This window comes from Flavobacterium cellulosilyticum (assembly GCF_004349355.1).
Lineage (GTDB): Bacteria > Bacteroidota > Bacteroidia > Flavobacteriales > Flavobacteriaceae > Flavobacterium > Flavobacterium cellulosilyticum.
Map to the genome: position 1 here is coordinate 686,903 of NZ_SMFK01000001.1, position 20,496 is coordinate 707,398.

The 20,496-nt window shown below is 30.3% G+C and carries 17 protein-coding genes and 1 tRNA gene; 13 read left to right on the forward strand and 5 right to left on the reverse strand.

Translation table 11 applies throughout. From position 1 onward, the window contains the following. Positions 1 to 416 precede the first annotated feature (416 nt). A complete protein-coding gene (locus E0F76_RS02645; protein WP_132000972.1) occupies positions 417 to 650 on the reverse strand; it encodes a DUF2007 domain-containing protein in 234 nt (77 codons plus the stop codon). Positions 651 to 758: 108 nt separating this feature from the next. On the opposite strand from E0F76_RS02645, the gene rnr reads away from it, so the two are divergent. From rnr to E0F76_RS02660, 3 genes are read left to right on the forward strand one after another with little or no spacing between them, the layout of a single operon-like run. Beyond that, entirely contained in the window at positions 759 to 2,939 is a 2,181-nt protein-coding gene (rnr, locus tag E0F76_RS02650) for a ribonuclease R (protein ID WP_132000974.1), read from the forward strand. A gap of 11 nt (positions 2,940 to 2,950) precedes the next feature. Beyond that, positions 2,951 to 3,616, forward strand: coding sequence for a head GIN domain-containing protein (locus tag E0F76_RS02655; protein WP_132000976.1), 666 nt, complete (start codon positions 2,951 to 2,953; stop codon positions 3,614 to 3,616). 35 nt (positions 3,617 to 3,651) lie between these two features. After that, positions 3,652 to 4,332 (forward strand): LysE family translocator, encoded by a 681-nt coding sequence (locus E0F76_RS02660; RefSeq protein ID WP_132000978.1) that lies wholly within the window; start codon positions 3,652 to 3,654, stop codon positions 4,330 to 4,332. Between the two features lie 864 nt (positions 4,333 to 5,196). Here the strand turns inward: E0F76_RS02660 and E0F76_RS02665 are convergent. Both E0F76_RS02665 and folB read right to left on the reverse strand, forming a co-directional pair. Beyond that, positions 5,197 to 5,267, reverse strand: a tRNA-Cys gene (locus E0F76_RS02665). Between the two features lie 115 nt (positions 5,268 to 5,382). After that, the gene (folB, locus tag E0F76_RS02670) at positions 5,383 to 5,742 is read right to left on the reverse strand and encodes a dihydroneopterin aldolase (protein WP_132000980.1); all 360 of its coding nucleotides are present in this window, start codon (positions 5,740 to 5,742) and stop codon (positions 5,383 to 5,385) included. Positions 5,743 to 5,849: 107 nt separating this feature from the next. Between folB and E0F76_RS02675 the strand changes: the two genes are divergently transcribed. From E0F76_RS02675 to E0F76_RS02690, 4 genes are all read left to right on the forward strand, one after another. Next, the gene (locus tag E0F76_RS02675; RefSeq protein WP_132000982.1) at positions 5,850 to 7,970 is read left to right on the forward strand and encodes a glutamine--tRNA ligase/YqeY domain fusion protein; all 2,121 of its coding nucleotides are present in this window, start codon (positions 5,850 to 5,852) and stop codon (positions 7,968 to 7,970) included. Positions 7,971 to 8,253: 283 nt separating this feature from the next. Beyond that, a complete protein-coding gene (locus E0F76_RS02680; protein WP_132000984.1) occupies positions 8,254 to 8,583 on the forward strand; it encodes a YtxH domain-containing protein in 330 nt (109 codons plus the stop codon). 34 nt (positions 8,584 to 8,617) lie between these two features. Continuing rightward, positions 8,618 to 8,968 carry a competence protein gene (locus E0F76_RS02685; protein ID WP_132000986.1) on the forward strand — a complete coding sequence of 117 codons (351 nt, stop codon included), beginning with the start codon at positions 8,618 to 8,620 and terminating at the stop codon, positions 8,966 to 8,968. Between the two features lie 2 nt (positions 8,969 to 8,970). Beyond that, complete coding sequence (locus E0F76_RS02690) at positions 8,971 to 9,234, forward strand: DUF6327 family protein (protein WP_132000988.1); 264 nt, start codon at positions 8,971 to 8,973, stop codon at positions 9,232 to 9,234. Between the two features lie 28 nt (positions 9,235 to 9,262). On the opposite strand, the gene E0F76_RS02695 is transcribed toward E0F76_RS02690, so the two are convergent. Continuing rightward, entirely contained in the window at positions 9,263 to 10,246 is a 984-nt protein-coding gene (locus E0F76_RS02695; protein ID WP_132000990.1) for an SPFH domain-containing protein, read from the reverse strand. A 77-nt stretch (positions 10,247 to 10,323) separates the two neighbouring features. Here E0F76_RS02695 and E0F76_RS02700 point away from each other — a divergent pair, with 77 nt between their 5' ends. After that, entirely contained in the window at positions 10,324 to 10,962 is a 639-nt protein-coding gene (locus tag E0F76_RS02700; RefSeq protein ID WP_132000992.1) for an outer membrane beta-barrel protein, read from the forward strand. Positions 10,963 to 10,995: 33 nt separating this feature from the next. Here E0F76_RS02700 and gltX read toward each other — a convergent pair whose 3' ends face one another. After that, entirely contained in the window at positions 10,996 to 12,501 is a 1,506-nt protein-coding gene (gltX, locus tag E0F76_RS02705; protein WP_132000994.1) for a glutamate--tRNA ligase, read from the reverse strand. Positions 12,502 to 12,656: 155 nt separating this feature from the next. Here gltX and E0F76_RS02710 point away from each other — a divergent pair, with 155 nt between their 5' ends. The 5 genes from E0F76_RS02710 (at position 12,657) to E0F76_RS02730 (ending at position 20,406) form a co-directional block, all read left to right on the forward strand. Beyond that, entirely contained in the window at positions 12,657 to 15,962 is a 3,306-nt protein-coding gene (locus E0F76_RS02710) for an ABC-2 transporter permease (protein ID WP_132000996.1), read from the forward strand. Next, the gene (gene ybeY / locus E0F76_RS02715; protein ID WP_132000998.1) at positions 15,959 to 16,378 is read left to right on the forward strand and encodes an rRNA maturation RNase YbeY; all 420 of its coding nucleotides are present in this window, start codon (positions 15,959 to 15,961) and stop codon (positions 16,376 to 16,378) included. The genes E0F76_RS02710 and ybeY overlap by 4 nt, the downstream gene beginning before the upstream one ends. A 290-nt stretch (positions 16,379 to 16,668) precedes the next feature. Beyond that, positions 16,669 to 18,540, forward strand: coding sequence for a tRNA uridine-5-carboxymethylaminomethyl(34) synthesis enzyme MnmG (mnmG, locus tag E0F76_RS02720; RefSeq protein ID WP_132001000.1), 1,872 nt, complete (start codon positions 16,669 to 16,671; stop codon positions 18,538 to 18,540). Between the two features lie 155 nt (positions 18,541 to 18,695). Continuing rightward, entirely contained in the window at positions 18,696 to 19,544 is an 849-nt protein-coding gene (locus E0F76_RS02725; RefSeq protein ID WP_132001002.1) for a class I SAM-dependent methyltransferase, read from the forward strand. A 244-nt stretch (positions 19,545 to 19,788) separates the two neighbouring features. After that, positions 19,789 to 20,406: an OmpH family outer membrane protein gene (locus tag E0F76_RS02730; protein ID WP_246021962.1), complete on the forward strand. Its 618-nt coding sequence runs from the start codon at positions 19,789 to 19,791 to the stop codon at positions 20,404 to 20,406. Positions 20,407 to 20,496 lie beyond the last annotated feature (90 nt).

Genomic DNA, 20,496 nt, shown 5'->3' on the forward strand with positions numbered 1-20,496 from the left:
CATAGAATGTTGATAAGTTGAGATAGAATATTAGAACTATTATTTGTTTGTATGGAATAAAAAGCTAATCCAAAACCGAGTTGAAATAACCTAATTTAGTTTGAATGATTTTTATAAAAGTTATTGATACTAAAAACTGCTTTGTTAACAAAAATGCAAGTCTAAGTTGTTTACAAAATTGAATGTTATCTAATTGTTAACAGTTGTTTATTAAAATATAAAAACACTTGTTTCTAAGTGTTTTATATATAAATAACTATGTTAATAAAATAATATAAAAACATATATCTTATAAATAATGGATTTAAAAATAAACTTATAGTAACTATTAACATGCTATAATAACCATTAAAAAATAAATTTAATTTCCTTTTTCTTTTTGTTGTATTTAATATATGTTGACAACTTTGAAAAAATTAAACAATTTTTAAATTTGAATTTAAATTGTCTAATATGTTTTGCACTCTTTCAAAATCATTGGGGTGAATTTTTAAATTGATTCCACCGTAAGCAAAACTAGCCAATGGATCTATTGCTATTAGATTTTCGTTTTGAAAAAAATAACGAATTCCTTCATGTTGTAAAATGGATTTTAAAACTAGAATTTCATGAACAAAAGTGAAGGTTGCAATAGTTTTGAATTCTTCCATTGGAATTGTTTTTATAAAGATACAAAAGTTATTATTTCTTTAAAACTATTCATAGAATAGTATACACTGAATACAATTTTGTAATTTTAGACTTTTAAGAAAAGATTTATGAGTAAAAAACTGAGAAAACCAGTAAAAAGTGAGAAAGATTTCTCTGATAAAATTATAAAAATACTAGCTCAAAATGCTAATAAAGCATTTAATTATAAGCAAATAGCAGCAATTTTAGATTTAGATGATACAAAAAGCAGAAATGAAATCATTAGAGATTTAAAAATTCTAGCTTCAATAAATAAAATTATTGAAACAGAACCAGGCAAGTATCTAGTAAAAGCGATTAGTCAAGATTATTACGAAGGAACAATTGATATGACTGGCCGGAAAACAGCTTATTTTGTATGTCCTGAATTAGAAGAAGACGTATTTATTCCTACTAATAATTTAAACAGAGCTTTTGACAAAGACACTGTAAAAGTATATGTTTATAACAGAAGAAAAGGGAGAAGACCTGAAGGTGAAGTCATTGAAGTTATCGAAAGAAAGAAAACCGACTTTGTTGGTGTAATTGATATTCAAAAGAATTTTGCTTTTGTTTCAACTGCCAATCCAAAAATGTATACCGATATTTTTATTCCAAAAGATAAATTAGGAGAAGCTGAACAAGGTGATGTTGTGTTAGTTCATATCGAAGATTGGCCTAAAAGAGCCGACAGTCCTTTTGGAACTGTGGTTAAAGTTTTAGGAAAACCTGGAGAACACGATACCGAAATTCATGCCATCTTAGCTGAATACGGTTTACCATCAGAATTTCCGATAGAAGTGGAAGTATTTGCTCAAAAAATAGATACTTCAATTAGTGAAGCTGAAATACTAAAACGTCGTGATATGCGCGATACACTTACTTTCACAATTGATCCGAAAGATGCGAAAGATTTTGATGACGCCTTGTCATTTAAACAATTAGAAAACGGAAATTATGAAATAGGAATTCATATTGCCGATGTTTCTCATTATCTTCAAGAAGGAACTATTCTTGATGATGAAGCCTATCAACGAGCTACTTCGGTATATTTAGTAGATAGAGTAGTGCCCATGCTTCCAGAAGTGCTGTCTAATTTTGCCTGTTCGTTACGACCACAAGAAGAAAAATTTACTTTTTCGGCTATATTTGAAATTACCGAAAAATCTCAGGTTGTTAACCAATGGTTTGGAAGAACAGTAATTTATTCAGATCAACGTTTTGCTTACGAAGAAGCACAATATATCATAGAGACAAAAGACAATACTATTCCGGCAGAGACATCCATTACTGGAAGTGCGTATCAAGTTTCAGATGAAATTGTAGCAGCGACGCTTAAAATGCAAGATTTAGCTATAATTTTAAGAAGAGACAGAATGAACCATGGTGCTATTTCATTTGACAAAGTAGAAGTAAAATTTAATTTAGATCAAGATGGAGAGCCGGAAGGCGTTTATTTTAAAGTTTCAAAAGATGCGAATCATTTGATTGAGGAATTCATGCTTTTAGCCAATAGAAAAGTGGCAGAATACATTGGAAAACAAAAGAAAACTTTTATTTATCGTATTCACGATGAACCGAATGAAGACAAATTAATCGCTATGCAAACTGTTATTGCTAAGTTTGGTTATAAAATTGATTTTAGAAATAAAGGAGATATATCAAAATCATTGAATCAGTTGTTGGCAGATGTAAACGGAAAAAAAGAACAGAATTTAATTGATACGCTGGCTATTAGAACCATGAGTAAAGCCAAATATTCAACAGATAATATTGGACATTATGGTTTGGCTTTCGATTATTACAGTCATTTTACCTCTCCAATTCGTCGTTATCCTGATGTTATGGTGCATCGATTATTGCAACATTATCTTGATGGAGGAAAATCAGTTGATGAAGATAAATACGAAACCAAATGTTTGCATTCATCTACCATGGAAGGTTTGGCAACCAATGCGGAAAGAGATTCTATCAAATACATGCAAGTTAAATACATGCAAAATCATAACGATCAAGAATTTTTGGGTGTAATATCTGGAGTAACTGAATGGGGAATTTTCGTAGAAATTATCGAAAATAAATGCGAAGGAATGGTAAGAATCAGAGAAATAAAAGATGATTATTACACCTTTGACGAAAAACAATATGCATTGGTTGGTGCAACTACAAAGAATTTATTACAATTAGGAGATGAAATTTACGTTAAAGTAAAAAATGCCGATTTAGTAAAAAAACAATTGGATTTTAATTTTATTAGAAGAAACGAATAAATAAAGAAAAAATGAAAAATCTACTACTAATTACTTTTGTATTATTAACTCAATTTACATTTGCACAAGTTAGTAAAAACCTTGGTGATTTTTATTCCGTTAAAGTATTTGATAAACTAAATGTAAAACTAATTCCTTCTCAAGAAAATAAGATAATTATCACAGGAAACAGAGAAAATGAAGTAGAAATAGTGAATAAAAATGGAGAATTAAAATTAAGAATGCCATTTCCAAAATTGTTATCTGGAGATGATATTGTAATACAACTTTATTATATAAATCTAGAAACAATTCAAGCAAATGAAGGTTCTTATATTTCTGCTGACCAAAGTTTCAAGCAAACAATAATTGATATAGACGCTAGTGAAGGATCAGAGATAAATTTAGATTTAGATGTTGATAAAGCAAATGTTAGAGCGGTAACTGGTGGAATTATAGAATTAACAGGAACAGCAACCAATCAAAATGTAATTATTGCTTCAGGAGCTATTTATAAAGGGAATGATTTGAATACTTCACAGACTACAGTTACTGTTTCAGCTGGTGGGCAAGCAGCGGTTTATGCTACTTTATTAGTTGATGCAAAAGTAAGAGCAGGTGGTTCAATAGATATTTATGGGAAACCAAAACAGATCAACCAAAAAACTATTTTAGGAGGAACAATAAGACAAAAATAATATAGGTAGTATATATTCTATTTTAAAAACAAATAATGGTAAACGATATTTTATCAGGAATTCCATGGGGAATTTTTTTAAGTTTTATGATTGGTCCTGTTTTTTTTATATTACTAGAAACCAGTATTATAAAAGGATTTAGGGCTGCTTTAGTGTTTGATTTAGGGGTAGTTTTAGGAGATATTGTGTTTATAACAATTGCTTATTTAGGTAGTTATCGATTAATTACAAGTCTAAAAGATAATTCAGGCCTTTTTATGTTTGGGGGAATTTTAATGTTAGCTTATGGAGTTATTTCCTATATCAGTTTACGAAAAGAAAAGAAGATTGATACAAAAAAAATTGACACCGAAATTATCAGAAAAGATTACTTTGGTTTATTTTTAAAAGGATTTTTTCTGAATATTATTAATATTGGTGTATTAGGATTTTGGTTGGCTGTTATTATATCGGTTGGACCAAAATTAGAAATGCAAAATTCTAGAATGTTTACTTTTTTTGCAGCTGTAATTCTGACTTATTTGCTAGTAGATTGCGTTAAAATAGTTTTAGCTAAGCAATTAAAAACAAAATTAACCCCAATAAATATTCTTAAAATAAAAAAAGGAATTAGCATTGTTTTAATGGTTTTCGGTATTGTTTTAATAACTCAAGGTTGGTTTCCAAAAGAAAAAGAAAAACTAAAAAATGCTTTGGAAAGGATTGATAATCAATAAAATAAAAAAATATTTCATTACTTTCTATGAAACTATTTCATTATTTTTAGGTATTATATTCTCAAAAAATTCAGGTTTATCTGATGTATTTAAATTCAAATTTTATAGTTTTTAGAATAATATAATTTTTTTATATTCTATAAGTTATTAAAAAAAGTGACATATTTCAACTGCTTTATTTTTTAAGTAAAGTCTGTATTTTAAAGATAAATTTATCTAATTTTTTCTAAAAATGATATAAAAAAAAGAGACACATTTCTGTATCTCTTCTAGAATTTATTATGATTAGAATTGACAACTTTTTAAAAGTTGTCAATTCTTTAAATTCATCATTTTTCTGTATCTCTTCTGGAGGTATCGTTTTGATTCGAACCATAACTTTAGCTAATTTTTTCTAAAAATGATATAAAAAAAAGAGATACATTTCTGTATCTCTTCTAGAATTTATTATGATTAGAATTGACAACTTTTTAAAAGTTTTCAATTCTTTAAATTCATCATTTTTCTGTATCTCTTCTGGAGGTATCGTTCGGATTCGAACCATAACTTTAGCTAATTTTTTATAAAAATGATATAAAAAAAAGAGATACATAAATGTATCTTTTCTTGAGGTTTCGTCTGGATTCGAACCATAACTTTATCTAATTTTTTCTAAAAATGATATAAAAAAAGAGACACATTTCTGTATCTCTTCTAGAATTTATTATGATTAGAATTGACAACTTTTTAAAAGTTGTCAATTCTTTAAATTCATCATTTTTGTGTATCTCTTCTGGAGGTATCGTTCGGATTCGAACCATAACTTTAGCTAATTTTTTCTAAAAATGATATAAAAAAAAGAGATACAGGAATGTATCTCTTTTGAGGCATCGTCCGGATTCGAACCGGAGTAGGAGCTTTTGCAGAGCCCAGCCTAGCCACTCGGCCACGACGCCAATTATTTATTGGATTGCAAAAGTAACTAAAAAGTTTAAAAGTTTAAAGTTAAAAAAGGTTTTTTTATGAATTTATCATATGCAATCTAAAATTTGAATTCTGCAATGTAAAATATTAACTTCTGTATTCTTTCATTTCGATAGTAACTGCTTCAACATCACCACCAATAGGTGGATTCAGTTTTGAAACTGCCAATTTAATCCTTGAGATTGCTGGTACTTCATCAAAAACTCTTATTATAATTCGATGGGCAACATGCTCTAATAAATTGGATCGAATTGCCATTTCTTGTACAACTATACGGTTTAACAATACATAATCAACAGTATCTATTAGATTATCAGAAACAGAGGATTTACTTAAATCTGTTTTTACTTCTATATCTACTGAATAATCAGATCCAATTTTTCCTTCTTCAATCAAACAACCGTGGTAAGAATAGGTTCGGATGTTTTTTAGTTTTATAATTCCCATAATTTTATAATTCGCTTTGCAATTTGTTAAATAAAACAGCATCTATTATCTAAGCTGTCTATTATCTATCATCTAAATTTTTATCTTTGCTAAAATTAAACAAAATTATGGCAACCGAAGAGAAATCACTTCATTTTATAGAACAAATTATAGAAGACAGCTTAGAAAGTGGTTTTCCCCAAGACAAATTAAGATTTCGCTTTCCTCCAGAACCAAATGGCTATTTACACATCGGTCATGCCAAATCCATTTGTTTGAATTTTGGCTTGGGATTAAAGTACAATGCGCCAGTAAACTTACGTTTTGACGATACAAATCCAGCCAAAGAAGAACAAGAATATGTTGATGCCATCAAAGAAGATTTGCAGTGGTTGGGTTTCAATTGGGCAGAAGAACGTTATGCTTCTGATTATTTTCAACAGTTGTACGATTGGGCAATTGTCATGATAAAAAAAGGAAAAGCGTATGTTGATAGTCAATCCTCTGAGGATATGGCAATTCAAAAAGGAACTCCAACGCAACCAGGTGTTGATGGCCCTTATAGAAATCGTTCTATTGAAGAAAATTTTACTTTATTTGAAGGTATGAAAAATGGCGATTTTCCTGAAGGAAGTCATGTTTTACGTGCAAAAATTGATATGTCTTCGACTAATATGTTAATGCGAGATCCTATGATGTATCGAGTTTTACATCGTCATCATCATCGAACTGGAAATGATTGGAGTATTTACCCAATGTATGATTTTGCACATGGTGAAAGTGACTATATTGAGCAAGTTTCACATTCTATCTGTACCTTAGAGTTTGTGATGCACAGAGAACTTTATTATTGGTTTTTAGACCAAATTTATGATGATAACAAGGTTAGACCACAACAATACGAATTCGCCCGTTTAAACTTGAATTACACTGTAATGAGTAAGCGAAAATTATTGCAATTGGTTCAAGAAAAAATTGTAAACGGTTGGGATGATCCAAGAATGCCAACTATTTCTGGCTTACGGCGAAGAGGTTATACTGCCAATTCTATTCGGAAATTTTGTGATATAATAGGTGTTGCTAAACGAGAAAATATCATTGATGTATCGCTATTAGAATTTTGTTTACGTGATGATTTAAACAAAACTGCTCCAAGAGTAATGGCAGTTTTAGATCCAGTTAAGGTGGTAATTACCAATTATCCAGAAGGAAAAGAAGAACTTTTGGATGCTGAAAATAACCAAGAAGATGAATCTGCCGGCTTTAGAAAACTTCCTTTTTCAAAAGAATTTTACATCGAAAGAGAAGATTTTCTTGAGGTTGCTCCAGCTAAGTTTTTCCGATTATCATTTGGTAATGAAGTACGTTTAAAAAATGCCTATATCATAAAAGGAGAAAGTGTTGTAAAAGATTCAAAAGGAAATATTACTGAAATTCATGTGACTTACGACACGGATTCTTTGAGTGGAAGTGGGAGTGAAGCATCTAAAAGAAAAGTAGCAGGAACCCTGCATTGGGTTTCTATAAAACACGCTGTAGAAGCCGAAGTTCGTTTGTATGACCGACTATTTATTGACGAAGCGCCAGACAGTCACAAAGAGAAAAACTTCCTTGATTTTATGAATTCTCATTCTTTAGAAATTGCAAAAGGATTTGTAGAACCAAGTCTTTCTACTGCTGTTTCAGGCGATAAATTTCAATTTCAACGTTTGGGGTATTTTAATGTTGATAAAGATTCAACATCTTCAAAATTAGTATTTAACAAAACTGTTGGACTAAAAGATGCTTGGGAAGAAAAAGGAAAAAAAGAGATTAATAGTATCAATAATGCTCTAAAAGATATAAATAAATATTTTAAAGTAGCTACGAGAGATGAACGTATTGCAATTAGAAAAGCAATAGGAGAGACTTTGGCTGGAATTGAAAATTATAGTTTGTTGCAGAATTCTTTAAAAAAGAATATCAATAACAATAAAAGTTCTTTGTTGTTTGCTCAATTTATTTTAAAATATACATCTTTAAGTTCATCTGATTTTGAGAAAGAGGAAATTACTAAATTGTATTTGATGTCACTTAGAAGTGAATCTACATTTGTGCGTTCTAGAGCACTATTAAATTTATACACTTTAAACTACGATATGGATTTTGTAGATTCCTTTAAAGAGGAAATTTTAAAATTAAAAGAGAATCCCTCGAAAAGTACAACCGAAAGAGAAAGGGAATTTATTGAACAAATTTTAAATAAATGAAAACTATTGAAAGCGCTTTAATCAGCGCTTTTTTTTATTATTTTTAATTCTTATTGTTTTTTAGTTTTTAATAGTTTTTAACAATTAAAAACAGCTTTTATATTTCTTTTTTAAGGCTCTTTTATTTAGATTTGGATATGAATTATGTTTTAATACTAATTACTTCTTTAAATTCGCTTTAAATAACTTTTAACTATTTAAAAACACAATTTTTTAAAGTATCACAATGAAAAATAATTTTTTTTTTGTAACTTTACTTTATTATTAATTTAATTCAAAGAACATGTCAAATAATACAGGAAATTCATTGATTGCACTTGTTACAGGTGCCGTTATAGGAGCGGGAGTTGGAATTTTATTTGCTCCAGACAAAGGATCTAAAACCAGAAGTAAATTAAAAGAGGGTTATAAAGATGCTGAAAAAGATTTTAAAAAAAAATTTGAAAGTCTATCTGAAGAAGTAAAAAATAAATTTGCAACAGCTAAAGTAGATTTTGAAGGAAGTTATGAAGATTTACTTTCTAACATGAGTTATAAAACGGAAGATGTTATTTCTTTTTTAGAAGTAAAATTAGCAGAACTAAAAGACAAAAATGCTAAACTTCAAAAATAAAAGTTTTTTTTAACTGATTATTAAAAAAATAAATATGGCTTTTGAAGAACTAAAAGATAATGTAGAACACATCCATGAAGAATTTAATTCTTATATTAAAAACAGCATTGGTTTTTATAAGTTAAAGTTATTCAAACTTTCAATGAAATTATTGATAGTCCTTTTTAAGTATTCATTGATTTTGGCTTTCGTTTTGATGGTTGTTTTCTTCAGCTCAGTTGCTTTGGCTTTTGCTTTAAGTGAATATTTTGAAAGTTATATTACTGGATTTAGTGTTGTAGGTGGAGGGTATTTCATTCTTGGCTTACTATTCATTTTACTTAAAAAGAAATGGATAGAAAGATTTATTATAAAGAAATTTTCTAAAATATTTTTTAATAATTAATTATGAGTAAAATTATGTACACAAGCTTTGAACAAATAGAGGCAGATCTTGAAATTTTAAATCTTGAAAAAGAAATTAATCATCAAAAAATTATATTAGGATTTCAGAAAATCAAAGAACATTTTACACCTAGTGGGCTTACTAAAAATATTTTTAATACATTTAAAAGCATTTATTCAGGCATATCAAACACAAATAACACTGTATTAAGTATAATTATACCTTTTGTTATAAAATGGATAATTGATAAAAAAAGAGGCAAGTAAGCCTCTTTTTTTATGAAAGTAATATAAATTAAACCTCTGTTTCAGGTTCTTCTGGCTTCTCAGTTGTTTTTAGATTTTCATAAGCAGTAGATTTTAGCTTTTTTCTATTCCCTTTTTTCATCATTTCTCCTACTTGGTTGGAAGCAGAGAAGGAGGCTACCATGTTATTCAACATCTCACTACCGGCTTGAGGAGAATTAGGCAATAATATTAAATTAGAGTTGGCATCCGCTCCAATGGCCTGTAACGTATCGTAGTGCTGTGTTACTACAATCAGTGCAGAAGCCTCTTGCGAATTGATTCCCACTTTATTTAAAACATCAACACTTTCTACTAATCCTCTAGCAATTTCGCGTCTCTGATCGGCAATACCTTGACCTTGTAAGCGTTTGCTTTCTGCTTCTGCTTTCGCTTTTGCCACGATTCTAATTCTGGATGCTTCTGCTTCAAATTCTGCTACAGTTTTTTCTCTATCGGCAGCATTGATTCTGTTCATGGCATTTTTTACTTGAATGTCAGGATCAATATCGGTTACCAATGTATTGATAATGGTATAACCGTAAGTAGTCATTGCTTCATTTAATTCTCTTTTTACAGCTACGGCAATATCATCTTTGCGTTCAAAAACATCATCCAATTTTAGTTTGGGAACCTCGGCACGCACAACATCAAAGACGTAGGATGTAATTTGGTCGTGTGGATATTCCAGTTTGTAAAATGCATCATAAACTGTTTCTTTTACTACCATAAACTGTACTGAAACTTTAAGTTTCACAAATACATTATCTTTAGTTTTGGTCTCTATAATAACGTCTAATTGTTGAATTTTTAAATTCACTCTACCAGCAACTCTATCTATCAAGGGGATTTTTAGTTGTAGTCCTGATTGTCTAATGCTTAAAAATTTTCCGAATCGTTCAATAACGACTGAAGTTTGCTGTTTTACCGTAAAAAAAGAAGACAGTAAAATAAATAATCCAAATACAATAAAAATAATCAATGTAATGTCCATAAGATTTTTAATTTAGTTTAAAAAGTTCTGTTAAATTACAAAAAATCTTTAGGTTTGTCTCTGTTTAAATTAATTTTATGAAAACAAGATATTTTACTTTTTTGCTTCTACTATTATCTATGACGATGTTTGGCCAATATAAGTACAGAGATGCTAACAGAATTGGTATTTCATTTGGGCTTAATCAGTTTTCTTTAAACACATCAAATTTCCAAACTAAACCCGGAAAAGGGTGGAATGCAGGTCTTTCTATGAGAGGAAATTTTTATGATAATTGGGATATGGTTTATGCAATGCAGTTTAGCGAAAATAATTTTACAGTGAACACAAAAAGTGGCTTTATTACTGAAGACACTAATTATAAATTGCCCTCCGCACAAATATCTTTAATGTTGAGTTTTAAAATTGTTGAAAATCATTTGAGTATTGAATTTGGACCCGTTGTTCAAATCAACGGTAAGCTAAATGTAGATTCAGGTAGTGCAAACAATACCATTTCTGGAACTACATTATTAGCCAAAGATATTGTGGATATTTCTCCATTTAATTTGTATCCTGCTGTTGGAATTACTGCAGGTGGCCGTCACCTTCGACTTAGTATTTCTTATCAATATGGTATTAATAATATGCTTAGTAATTTAAATAACAAAAACGTAGATGTTAATTTTAAAGGAAATCCTGGGATACTAAATGGCAATTTAATTATTTATTTATAAAAAAAGTCCCGATACACTCGGGACTTTTAAGTTTTATAAAGTATCAATTGCTTTCTCGATTCTTTTAATCGTTTGTTCTTTTCCAATGAGTTCCACGATATCAAATAGGTGAGGACCTTTAAGAGCGCCAACTAAACTCAATCGGAACGGTTGCATTACTTTTCCCATCCCAATTTCATTTTTCGTCATCCAATCTTTTACTATGGTTTCGATATTCATTGAAGAGAAATCGGTTATTTCGCTAAGAACAGAAATCAATTCTTGCATCAAAGCTGGTGTTTCTGCTTTCCAGTTTTTCTTTGCTTTCTCATCATAAGAAGTTGGAGCAACAAAAAAGAAATCACTCAAATCCCAAAATTCGGAAACGAAATTTGCTCGTTCTTTAATTAGACCCACAATCCTGATTAAATTATTTTCTGATACACTAACTTCTTTTTCTGATACGATAGGAGCGAAGACTTTTGCCAAATCTTCATCATTTTGTTTTACTAAATATTGATGGTTGAACCATTTGTTTTTTTCTGGGTCAAATTTAGCTCCTGCTTTATGTACTCTATTTAAATCAAATTTGTTTTCTAATTCTTCTAAAGAAAACAGTTCTTTTTCAGTTCCGTCATTCCATCCCAATAGTGCTAGAAAGTTAACAACTGCTTCTGGTAAAAAACCTTTTTCTCTGTAACCTGATGAAATACCTTCAGCCGTTTTCCAATCTAAAGGAAATACTGGAAATCCCATTTTATCACCATCTCGTTTGGATAATTTTCCATTTCCAACAGGCTTCATAATTAAAGGTAAATGTGCAAATTCAGGTGCTTCCCAACCAAATGCTCGGTATAATAAAACGTGTAAAGGCATTGACGGCAACCATTCTTCACCACGAATTACATGTGAAGTTTCCATTAAATGATCATCTACAATATTTGCTAAATGGTAAGTTGGCATTCCATCACTTTTGAAAAGTACTTTATCATCAAGCAAATTAGTTTCAAATTTCACTTCTCCACGAATGATGTCTTGTAAATTCAAGGTTTCGTTCACAGGTGTTTTAAAACGAATAACATAATCTTCGCCACTAGCAATTCTTATAGCTGTTTCCTCTAAAGAAATAACCAAAGAAGTATCTAATTTTTCACGATTGTGCCAATTGTATATAAATGTTTTTCCTTGTTCCTCATGTTGTTTTCTGTGTGAATCTAATGCTTCGGCAGTATCAAAAGCATAATAGGCATTTCCAGAATTGATTAATTCATCGGCATATTGCTTGTATAAGTGTTTTCTTTCGGATTGTTTATAAGGACCAAATTTTTCATTTTTTCCAATAGTTTCATCTGGTGCAATACCAAGCCATTCTAAGGCTTCCATAATATATTCTTCGGCACCAGGAACAAAACGATTTTGATCAGTGTCTTCAATTCGAAGAAAGAAAATACCATTGTTTTTTTTGGCAAACAAATAATTGAATAGGGCAGTACGAACTCCGCCAATATGTAATGGTCCAGTTGGACTTGGTGCAAAACGCACCCGAACTTGCTTCGACATTTTTATAGATTTTGTTGCAAAGATACAATTTTAGTGATAAGGCAAAAGTCATTAGTCATTTCTAAAAGCAGATTAAAATATTTTAATATACTTTTGGCTTATGCCTAATGCCTAAATTTATTACTTTTATCGGTTATAATAACAAGTTATGAACAGTGGAAAAATCTAATTCTATTTATCTTAAGCTGGAACTTTTCATTAAGAAGTTTTACACCAATGAACTCATCCGTGGAATTATTTTTTTTATCGGATTAGGATTGATGTATTTCTTGTTTACGCTTTTTGTGGAATATTTCCTTTGGCTTAAGCCAAAAGGAAGAACGATTTTGTTTTGGTTTTTCATTGGAGTAGAAATTTTTCTGTTTCTTAGATTTATTTTGTTTCCTTTATTTCAATTATTCCAGCTTAAAAAAGGAATTGAATATAATTATGCTGCCAAGATTATTGGAAACCATTTCCCAGAAGTCAGTGACAAACTAACTAATTTTCTACAATTGTCTAATGATAATAATCAATCGGAATTGTTGTTGGCTTCTATTGAACAAAAGGCAAATTCATTGCAACCCATTCCTTTTGGGAATGCAATAAATTTTAATTCAAATAAAAAGTATTTGCCATTTGCATTACTTCCAATTTTTGTTTTTGCTGTTTTTTATATTTCGGGAAACAATACTATTCTTTCTCAAAGCTTGAATAGGGTAGTGCATTTCAAAGAAAAATTTTCACCACCGGCACCATTTCAATTTGTAATGCTTAATAAGCAATTACAAACAAAGCAAAATCAAAATTTTATTATTAAAATAAAAACGGAAGGCAAAATAATTCCAGAAAACGTTAAATTATTTATTGATAACGAAAGTTATTTTATGGAGAAGATCAAATTAGACGAATTTCATTTTACAATAGAAAAACCTTCAACCAACATTTTGTTCCACGTGGAGGCCAATTCAATTTCTTCTTCTGATTATGAACTTTCTGTTATTGCAGTTCCATCAATTGCTAATTTTGAAATGTACTTGCATTTTCCTTTTTACCTTAATAAAAAAACAGAAATCATTAAAGGAAATGGAAATGCAATAATTCCTGAAGGAACAACTGTCTTTTGGAAAATTAAAACTATTTCTACTCAAAGTATTATATGGAAAACTATAAATTCTAATTTCTATTTTACTAATAAAGAAAACACTTTTTCGTTTTCTAAAACAATTAATCAAAATACAGATTATCAAATTCTCACTTCGAATAGTAGTGTTAAAAACTATGAAAAACTGAATTTTCAATTGGTTGTAATCAAAGATCAGTTTCCTACCATTACTGTAAGCAGTACTCCAGACAGTGTAAAGGTGGCTAAAAATTATGTTTTAGGTCAAATATCAGACGATTATGGACTAAGTAAACTTCAAGTTGTTTATTATCCTATTAACAAGCCAGAAATCAGTAAACGTGGAACTATTTCAATTGAACGAGAAAGCTACGATCAATTTGTTTTTGCATTTCCATCGAATTTAGCTGTCGAACAAGGTGTAACCTATGAATATTATTTTGAAGTTTTTGATAATGATGCGATTCATAATTTTAAAAGTTCTAAATCCGCTGTTTTTTCAAATCGGATAAATACAGATTCCGAGAAGGTAGACCAAGATTTGCAACAGCAAAACAATAACATAAATAGTCTAGAAAAGTCATTAAAAAATCAAGATAAACAAATATCTGATTTAGAAAAAATTCAGAAGATCGGAAAAGAGAAAGATAATTTAGAATTCAATGATCAACAAAAAATAAATGATTTTATAAAAAAGCAGCATCAACAGGATAAAATGATGAAAGACTTTGCTGAGAAAATGAAAGATAATCTTGACAAAACAAAGACGGCTAATAAAGATGAGTTCAAACAAGAATTACAAAAAAGATTAGAAAACGTAGACAAGGATTTAGAGAAAAATAAAAAGTTATTAGAGGAACTTAAAGAACTCAGCGATAAAATAAAGCAAGAAGACTTGATGGAGAAAATGGACCAGTTTAAACAAACAGCCAAAAACCAAACTAAAAGTTTAGAACAATTAGTAGAGCTTACTAAAAAATATTATATTCAGAAAAAAGGGGAACAAATCAAAGATAAAATAAACAAGCTTTCAGAGAAACAAGATCTATTACCAAATAAAGAGCAAGATAATAAACTCGATAGACAGGAAGATATTAATGCTGCATTTGATAAAATCCAAGATGAATTAAAAGATTTGGATAAAGAAAATAAGGAACTTAAAAAACCACTGGACATTGGCGCAGATAAGGAACAAGAAAAAAGTATTGATGATGACTTAAAGAAAGCAACAGATGAATTGCAAAAAGATAATAAAGTAGCGGCTAAACCAAAACAGAAAAGTGCTGCGAAGAAAATGAAACAAATGTCCCAAAAAATGGAACAAAGTATGGAACAAGATTCAAAGGAACAATTAGAAGAAGATGTAGCAATGTTGCGTCAAGTTTTAGACAATCTTTTAGCTTTTTCATTTTCTCAAGAAGACCTTATGGCTAAATTTAAAAGTATCAAAGTTGGTTCTCCATCTTTCAATAAAAACTTAAAATCGCAACAAGATTTAAAATTGCAATTCAAACATATAGACGATAGCTTGTTTGCTATGTCGTTGCGTAATCCAAAAATTGGAGAAGATATTACCAAAGAAATAGGTAACGCACAGTATAATTTAGATAAATCAACGGAAACTTTTGTTGATGCACAGTTAACGAAAGGTATATCTCACCAACAATATGTTATTTCATCAGCTAATAAAATGGGGAATCTATTGGCGGATATTCTCAATAATATGCAAATGTCTTTATCAAGTATGGGATCTGGTAAACCTAAGCCTGGACAAGGTGAGGGAATGCAATTATCAGACATCATTAAGAAACAGGAGGGTTTGGGTGAAAAAATGAAAAAAGGAATGGAGAAAGGGAATAAACCCGGCGAAGACAAAGATGGGGAGTTGGGTAAAAAACCAAACTCTAGTGGAAGTAAAGGGGAAAGTGGAGAAAATGGAGAAGATGGAGAAGGCAATGCTAAAGATATAATGGAAATCTACAAAGAACAACAACAACTTCGTGAATCTTTACAAAATGAATTAAATAAGCAAGGAATTGGAGGAAGTGGTCAAAGTGCAATTTATCAAATGAAGGAGTTAGAAAAACAACTTTTGAATAAAGGTTTTAAAAACGAAACTCTTCAAAGAATCCTTAACATTAAACAAGAATTATTAAAATTGAATACGGCTATTCAGCAACAAGGGCAAGAAAGTAAGCGACAATCGCAGACAAATAAAAACGAGTTTAATAATCAATCGAATGTGTTGCCAACTGCTCTAAGGGATTATTTAAACAGCATTGAATTATTAAACAGACAATCATTACCTTTGCATTCCAATTTTAATCAAAAGGTTCAATACTATTTTAAAAACAAATGATAAATTTTAATTACGAAACTGAGTTTATATTAGAACAAGAAGAAGCAATTGCAACTTGGATTTCGAGTGTAATTACATCAGAAAACAAGAATGAAGGAGAGATTAATTATATTTTTTGCGATGACGATTATTTGCATAGAATGAATGTGGAGCATTTAGGGCATGATACCTTAACGGATATAATCAGTTTTGATTATTGTGTTGGCAACGAATTAAATGGTGACGTATTTATATCTATTGAAAGAGTTGCTGAAAATGCAGTAGATTTCAACGTCACATTTAACGATGAATTAAAGCGCGTTTTGGTCCATGGAGTATTGCACTATTGTGGCTATAAAGATAAAACTGAAGCGGACGAATTATTAATGCGTTCTAAAGAAGATGAGAAATTAGCTTTGTTTCACGTGGAACAATAAGATATTATAGATTGCAGAATATAAATTTCAGATCAATTTTTCGACATCAAGATTCTTTATTTGCTTGTTTCAAGTGGAACATTAGCTTAATAAATATTCCTTGAGTAATGAGTAATTTGAACGTACATTTATAAAAGCAGATATGAATTATGTTTCACATTGAACTTTTTTTGAGTAATCTAAAATCTGCAATCTAGATTATTTAATCATTAAGTGTTTCACGTGGAACAATTGTATAAAACCAAGATTGAGGTATTAGTAATAATCTATAATCTAAAATCATAAATAAAATGTTTCTAGTAGAATATGATGTAATAGTAGTTGGTGCAGGTCACGCTGGTTGTGAAGCTGCAGCGGCTGCCGCCAATTTAGGTTCAACAACCTTATTGGTAACAATGAGTTTGCAAAACATTGCGCAAATGTCTTGTAATCCTGCTATGGGTGGAATTGCCAAAGGACAAATTGTTCGCGAAATTGATGCCTTAGGCGGGTATTCCGGGATTGTTTCTGACAACACTGCCATTCAATTCAAGATGTTGAACAAGTCAAAAGGTCCTGCCATGTGGTCGCCAAGAGTACAAAGTGATCGAATGCGTTTTTCGGAAGAATGGAGGTTGATGTTAGAGGGAACGCCAAATCTTGATTTTTACCAAGAAATGGTCAAAGGATTGATTATCGAAAACGGAAAAGTTATTGGAATCAGAACTTCCTTGGGAGTAGAAATAAAATCAAAATCGGTTGTTTTGACTAACGGAACTTTCTTAAATGGATTGATTCATATTGGCGAAAAACAATTCGGTGGGGGAAGAGCAGGAGAAAGTGCTGCATATGGCATAACTGAAGATTTAGTGAATGCAGGTTTTGAATCGGGTAGAATGAAAACGGGAACACCTCCAAGAGTAGATGGTCGTTCTTTGGATTATTCTAAAATGAATGAAGAAAAAGGAGATGCTAACCCTGATAAGTTTTCTTATTCAGATGTTACAAAACCTTTAGCGCATCAAAGATCTTGTCATATGACGTATACTTCTCTTGATGTGCATGATATTTTAAGAGAAGGTTTTGATCGTTCGCCAATGTTCAACGGAAGAATACAATCTATAGGACCGAGATATTGCCCGTCTATTGAAGATAAAATAAATCGTTTTGCAGATAAAGAAAGACATCAACTATTTGTAGAGCCGGAAGGTTGGAAAACATGTGAAGTATATGTCAACGGTTTTTCTACTTCGTTACCAGAAGATATTCAATTCAAAGCTTTGCGTTCTGTTGTTGGTTTTGAAAAAGTGAAATTCTTTCGTCCTGGATATGCAATTGAATATGATTATTTTCCACCAACGCAATTAAAACATACTTTAGAAACCAAATTAATCGAAGGCTTGTATTTCGCTGGACAGATTAATGGAACTACAGGATATGAAGAGGCAGCTTCGCAAGGATTAATGGCAGGTATAAATGCGGCTTTAAAAGTTCAGGAAAAAGCGCCACTTATTCTAAAAAGAGACGAAGCTTATATTGGAGTTTTAATTGATGATTTAATTACCAAAGGAACTGAAGAGCCTTATCGTATGTTTACATCTCGTGCTGAATTTCGAACCTTGTTGCGTCAAGACAATGCAGATTTTAGATTGACACCTATGTCTTTTGAAATTGGTTTAGCATCTGAAAAAAGATTGCGTCGCATGGAACATAAATTGAATGAATCCGAAAAAATGGTAACTTTTTTCAAGGAAACAAGTGTTTCAATAGCTGAAGCAAATCCTATTTTGGAATCAAAAGGGACAGCTTTAATTACGCAAGGAGATAAAATGTTTAAAGTATTTTCTCGTCCACAAATCGATTTGGTAGATATTATCAAATTCGAGAAAGTTGCAAATTATGTTAACGAAAATAATTTAGATCAAGAAATATTGGAACAGGCAGAAATACAAGTTAAGTATTCTGGCTATATAGAAAAAGAAAGAAACAATGCTAATAAATTGACTCGTTTAGAGGATGTGAAAATTCCAGAGAATTTTGATTATCACAAAATCAAGTCGATGTCGATAGAAGCAAAACAAAAATTAAGTAAAATACGTCCCGTAACAATCTCACAAGCATCAAGAATCAGCGGAGTTTCACCTAGTGATGTTTCCGTTCTATTGATTTATATGGGAAGATAAGATTTTAGATTGTAGACTGTCGATTAACGATTTTTGATTTAAATCTGAAATCAAAAATCGTTAATCGACAATCTTATATCATTTATGTTCCACGTGAAACTACTTTGCCAAACCTTGTTATTATTAAGAATATTAAAAAAAGCATCTATTTTATAATGGACATTTCAAATAAAAAACATTTTCTTACTGTAAAAGATTATTCTGTTTCTAAAGAAACTTTCGAATTGTATCAGGATGAATCCTTAGACATGTTGATTACTTCTCCACAACCTAGTTTGGAAAATTTGGATAAGTATTACGAAAGCGATGATTATATTTCACATACTGACAATAAACGCTCTTTGTTTGAAAAGTTGTATCATTTTATAAAAAACATAGCTTTAAAAAATAAATTAAATTTAATAAACTCGCTTCAAACCAATAAAGGGAGACTATTAGATATTGGAGCTGGAACTGGAGATTTTTTATCTGTTGCGAAAAAGGATGGCTGGCAAATAGTAGGAGTAGAGCCAAGCGAAAAAGCAAAAGCGATTGCAAAAAACAAAGGAGTTTCTTTTGTAGAACAAACATCTGAATTAGAAAATAATTCCTTTGATGTAATTTCAATGTGGCACGTTCTAGAACATGTTCCCGATCTGGATGCTCAAATTAAAGAACTGAAACGATTATTAAAACCAAGTGGGACTTTAATTATTGCCGTTCCTAATTTCAAATCTTTCGATGCAACTCATTATGGAAAATTTTGGGCGGCTTATGATGTTCCGATTCATTTTTGGCATTTTTCGAAAACAGCTATAAAATTACTTTTCGAAAAAGAAGCAATGAAATTGGAAAAAGTCTTACCCATGAAATTTGATTCCTTTTATGTGAGTTTACTTTCAGAAAAATACAAATCTGGGAAAATGAATTTTATCAATGCTTTTTTTATTGGTTTACAATCAAATAGGAAAGCTAAACAAAATTTTGAGTATTCTTCCCATATTTACATCATCAAAAATACCTAAAATCAATTTTAAAAGCATTTAAGCCGCGATTTTACTCTAAATAGTAGTTTGTTTTGGCTTTTTCAAGAAAAGAGCTTAAATTTAAACTGGTGAAGTCAAATTTTATAGCTTTACATTATCGATTTCCTAAATTCAATAATAAAAATTGATATGATAAATAAAGTAGCAATTTTAAAACTTTATTAAGTTGCTACTTATTTTTTTATATTTTTGTGAACAATACTTAAAAAAGAAAAATCTTAAAATGAAATCAACGATTCACGATTACCAAAAAAACAATTTTAAAAATATGAGTAAAAAAGCATTATTAATTATCGCATTTTCGGTTTCCATTGTTTCATGTAACAAAACTGCTGAAGTTAAAGAAGTAAAAACAGCTTATGTTGACACTGCTGTTTTAATGAAAGAATATACTGAGTCAGTAGACATTCAAGCAAAATACAAATCGAAAGCAGAAGAAAAAGGGAGACAACTAGAAGCTGAAGTAAATCGTTTTAAACAAGATGCAAGTAGTTTTCAAACACAAGCACAAGCAAATGGGCAAGCATGGGCGCAACAAAAAGGAGCTGAATTGCAAAAAAGACAACAACAATTAGAGTATGCTCAACAAGCACTTTCTCAACAATTGCAACAAGAAGGTGGCGCAGAAATGGATAGTTTAGTTCTTAATGTAAAAAAATTCATAAAAAATTACGGAAAAGAAAAAGGATATGCCTACATATATGGTTCTGGCGAGCCCGCTACTATTTTATACGCTGAAGATAAATTCGACATCACAAAAGAGATCGTTAAATTATTAAACGACAAGTACAAAGCTGCAGCCCCAAAAGAAGAAGTTAAAAAAGAAGAGGTTAAAAAATAATTTCAGCTTAGATAATATATAGAATGTCACGCTATTGCGTGACATTTTTTGTTAGATCAAATTATAAGATCTATTTTTAAGCCATTAAAT

Bases quoted from the DNA above. Each gene is read 5' to 3' on its own strand.
- E0F76_RS02645 (WP_132000972.1), bottom strand. From the start codon at position 650: ATGGAAGAATTCAAAACTATTGCAACCTTCACTTTTGTTCATGAAATT.
- rnr (WP_132000974.1), top strand. From the start codon at position 759: ATGAGTAAAAAACTGAGAAAACCAGTAAAAAGTGAGAAAGATTTCTCT.
- E0F76_RS02655 (WP_132000976.1), top strand. From the start codon at position 2,951: ATGAAAAATCTACTACTAATTACTTTTGTATTATTAACTCAATTTACA.
- E0F76_RS02660 (WP_132000978.1), top strand. From the start codon at position 3,652: ATGGTAAACGATATTTTATCAGGAATTCCATGGGGAATTTTTTTAAGT.
- folB (WP_132000980.1), bottom strand. From the start codon at position 5,742: ATGGGAATTATAAAACTAAAAAACATCCGAACCTATTCTTACCACGGT.
- E0F76_RS02675 (WP_132000982.1), top strand. From the start codon at position 5,850: ATGGCAACCGAAGAGAAATCACTTCATTTTATAGAACAAATTATAGAA.
- E0F76_RS02680 (WP_132000984.1), top strand. From the start codon at position 8,254: ATGTCAAATAATACAGGAAATTCATTGATTGCACTTGTTACAGGTGCC.
- E0F76_RS02685 (WP_132000986.1), top strand. From the start codon at position 8,618: ATGGCTTTTGAAGAACTAAAAGATAATGTAGAACACATCCATGAAGAA.
- E0F76_RS02690 (WP_132000988.1), top strand. From the start codon at position 8,971: ATGAGTAAAATTATGTACACAAGCTTTGAACAAATAGAGGCAGATCTT.
- E0F76_RS02695 (WP_132000990.1), bottom strand. From the start codon at position 10,246: ATGGACATTACATTGATTATTTTTATTGTATTTGGATTATTTATTTTA.
- E0F76_RS02700 (WP_132000992.1), top strand. From the start codon at position 10,324: ATGAAAACAAGATATTTTACTTTTTTGCTTCTACTATTATCTATGACG.
- gltX (WP_132000994.1), bottom strand. From the start codon at position 12,501: ATGTCGAAGCAAGTTCGGGTGCGTTTTGCACCAAGTCCAACTGGACCA.
- ybeY (WP_132000998.1), top strand. From the start codon at position 15,959: ATGATAAATTTTAATTACGAAACTGAGTTTATATTAGAACAAGAAGAA.
- mnmG (WP_132001000.1), top strand. From the start codon at position 16,669: ATGTTTCTAGTAGAATATGATGTAATAGTAGTTGGTGCAGGTCACGCT.
- E0F76_RS02725 (WP_132001002.1), top strand. From the start codon at position 18,696: ATGGACATTTCAAATAAAAAACATTTTCTTACTGTAAAAGATTATTCT.
- E0F76_RS02730 (WP_246021962.1), top strand. From the start codon at position 19,789: ATGAAATCAACGATTCACGATTACCAAAAAAACAATTTTAAAAATATG.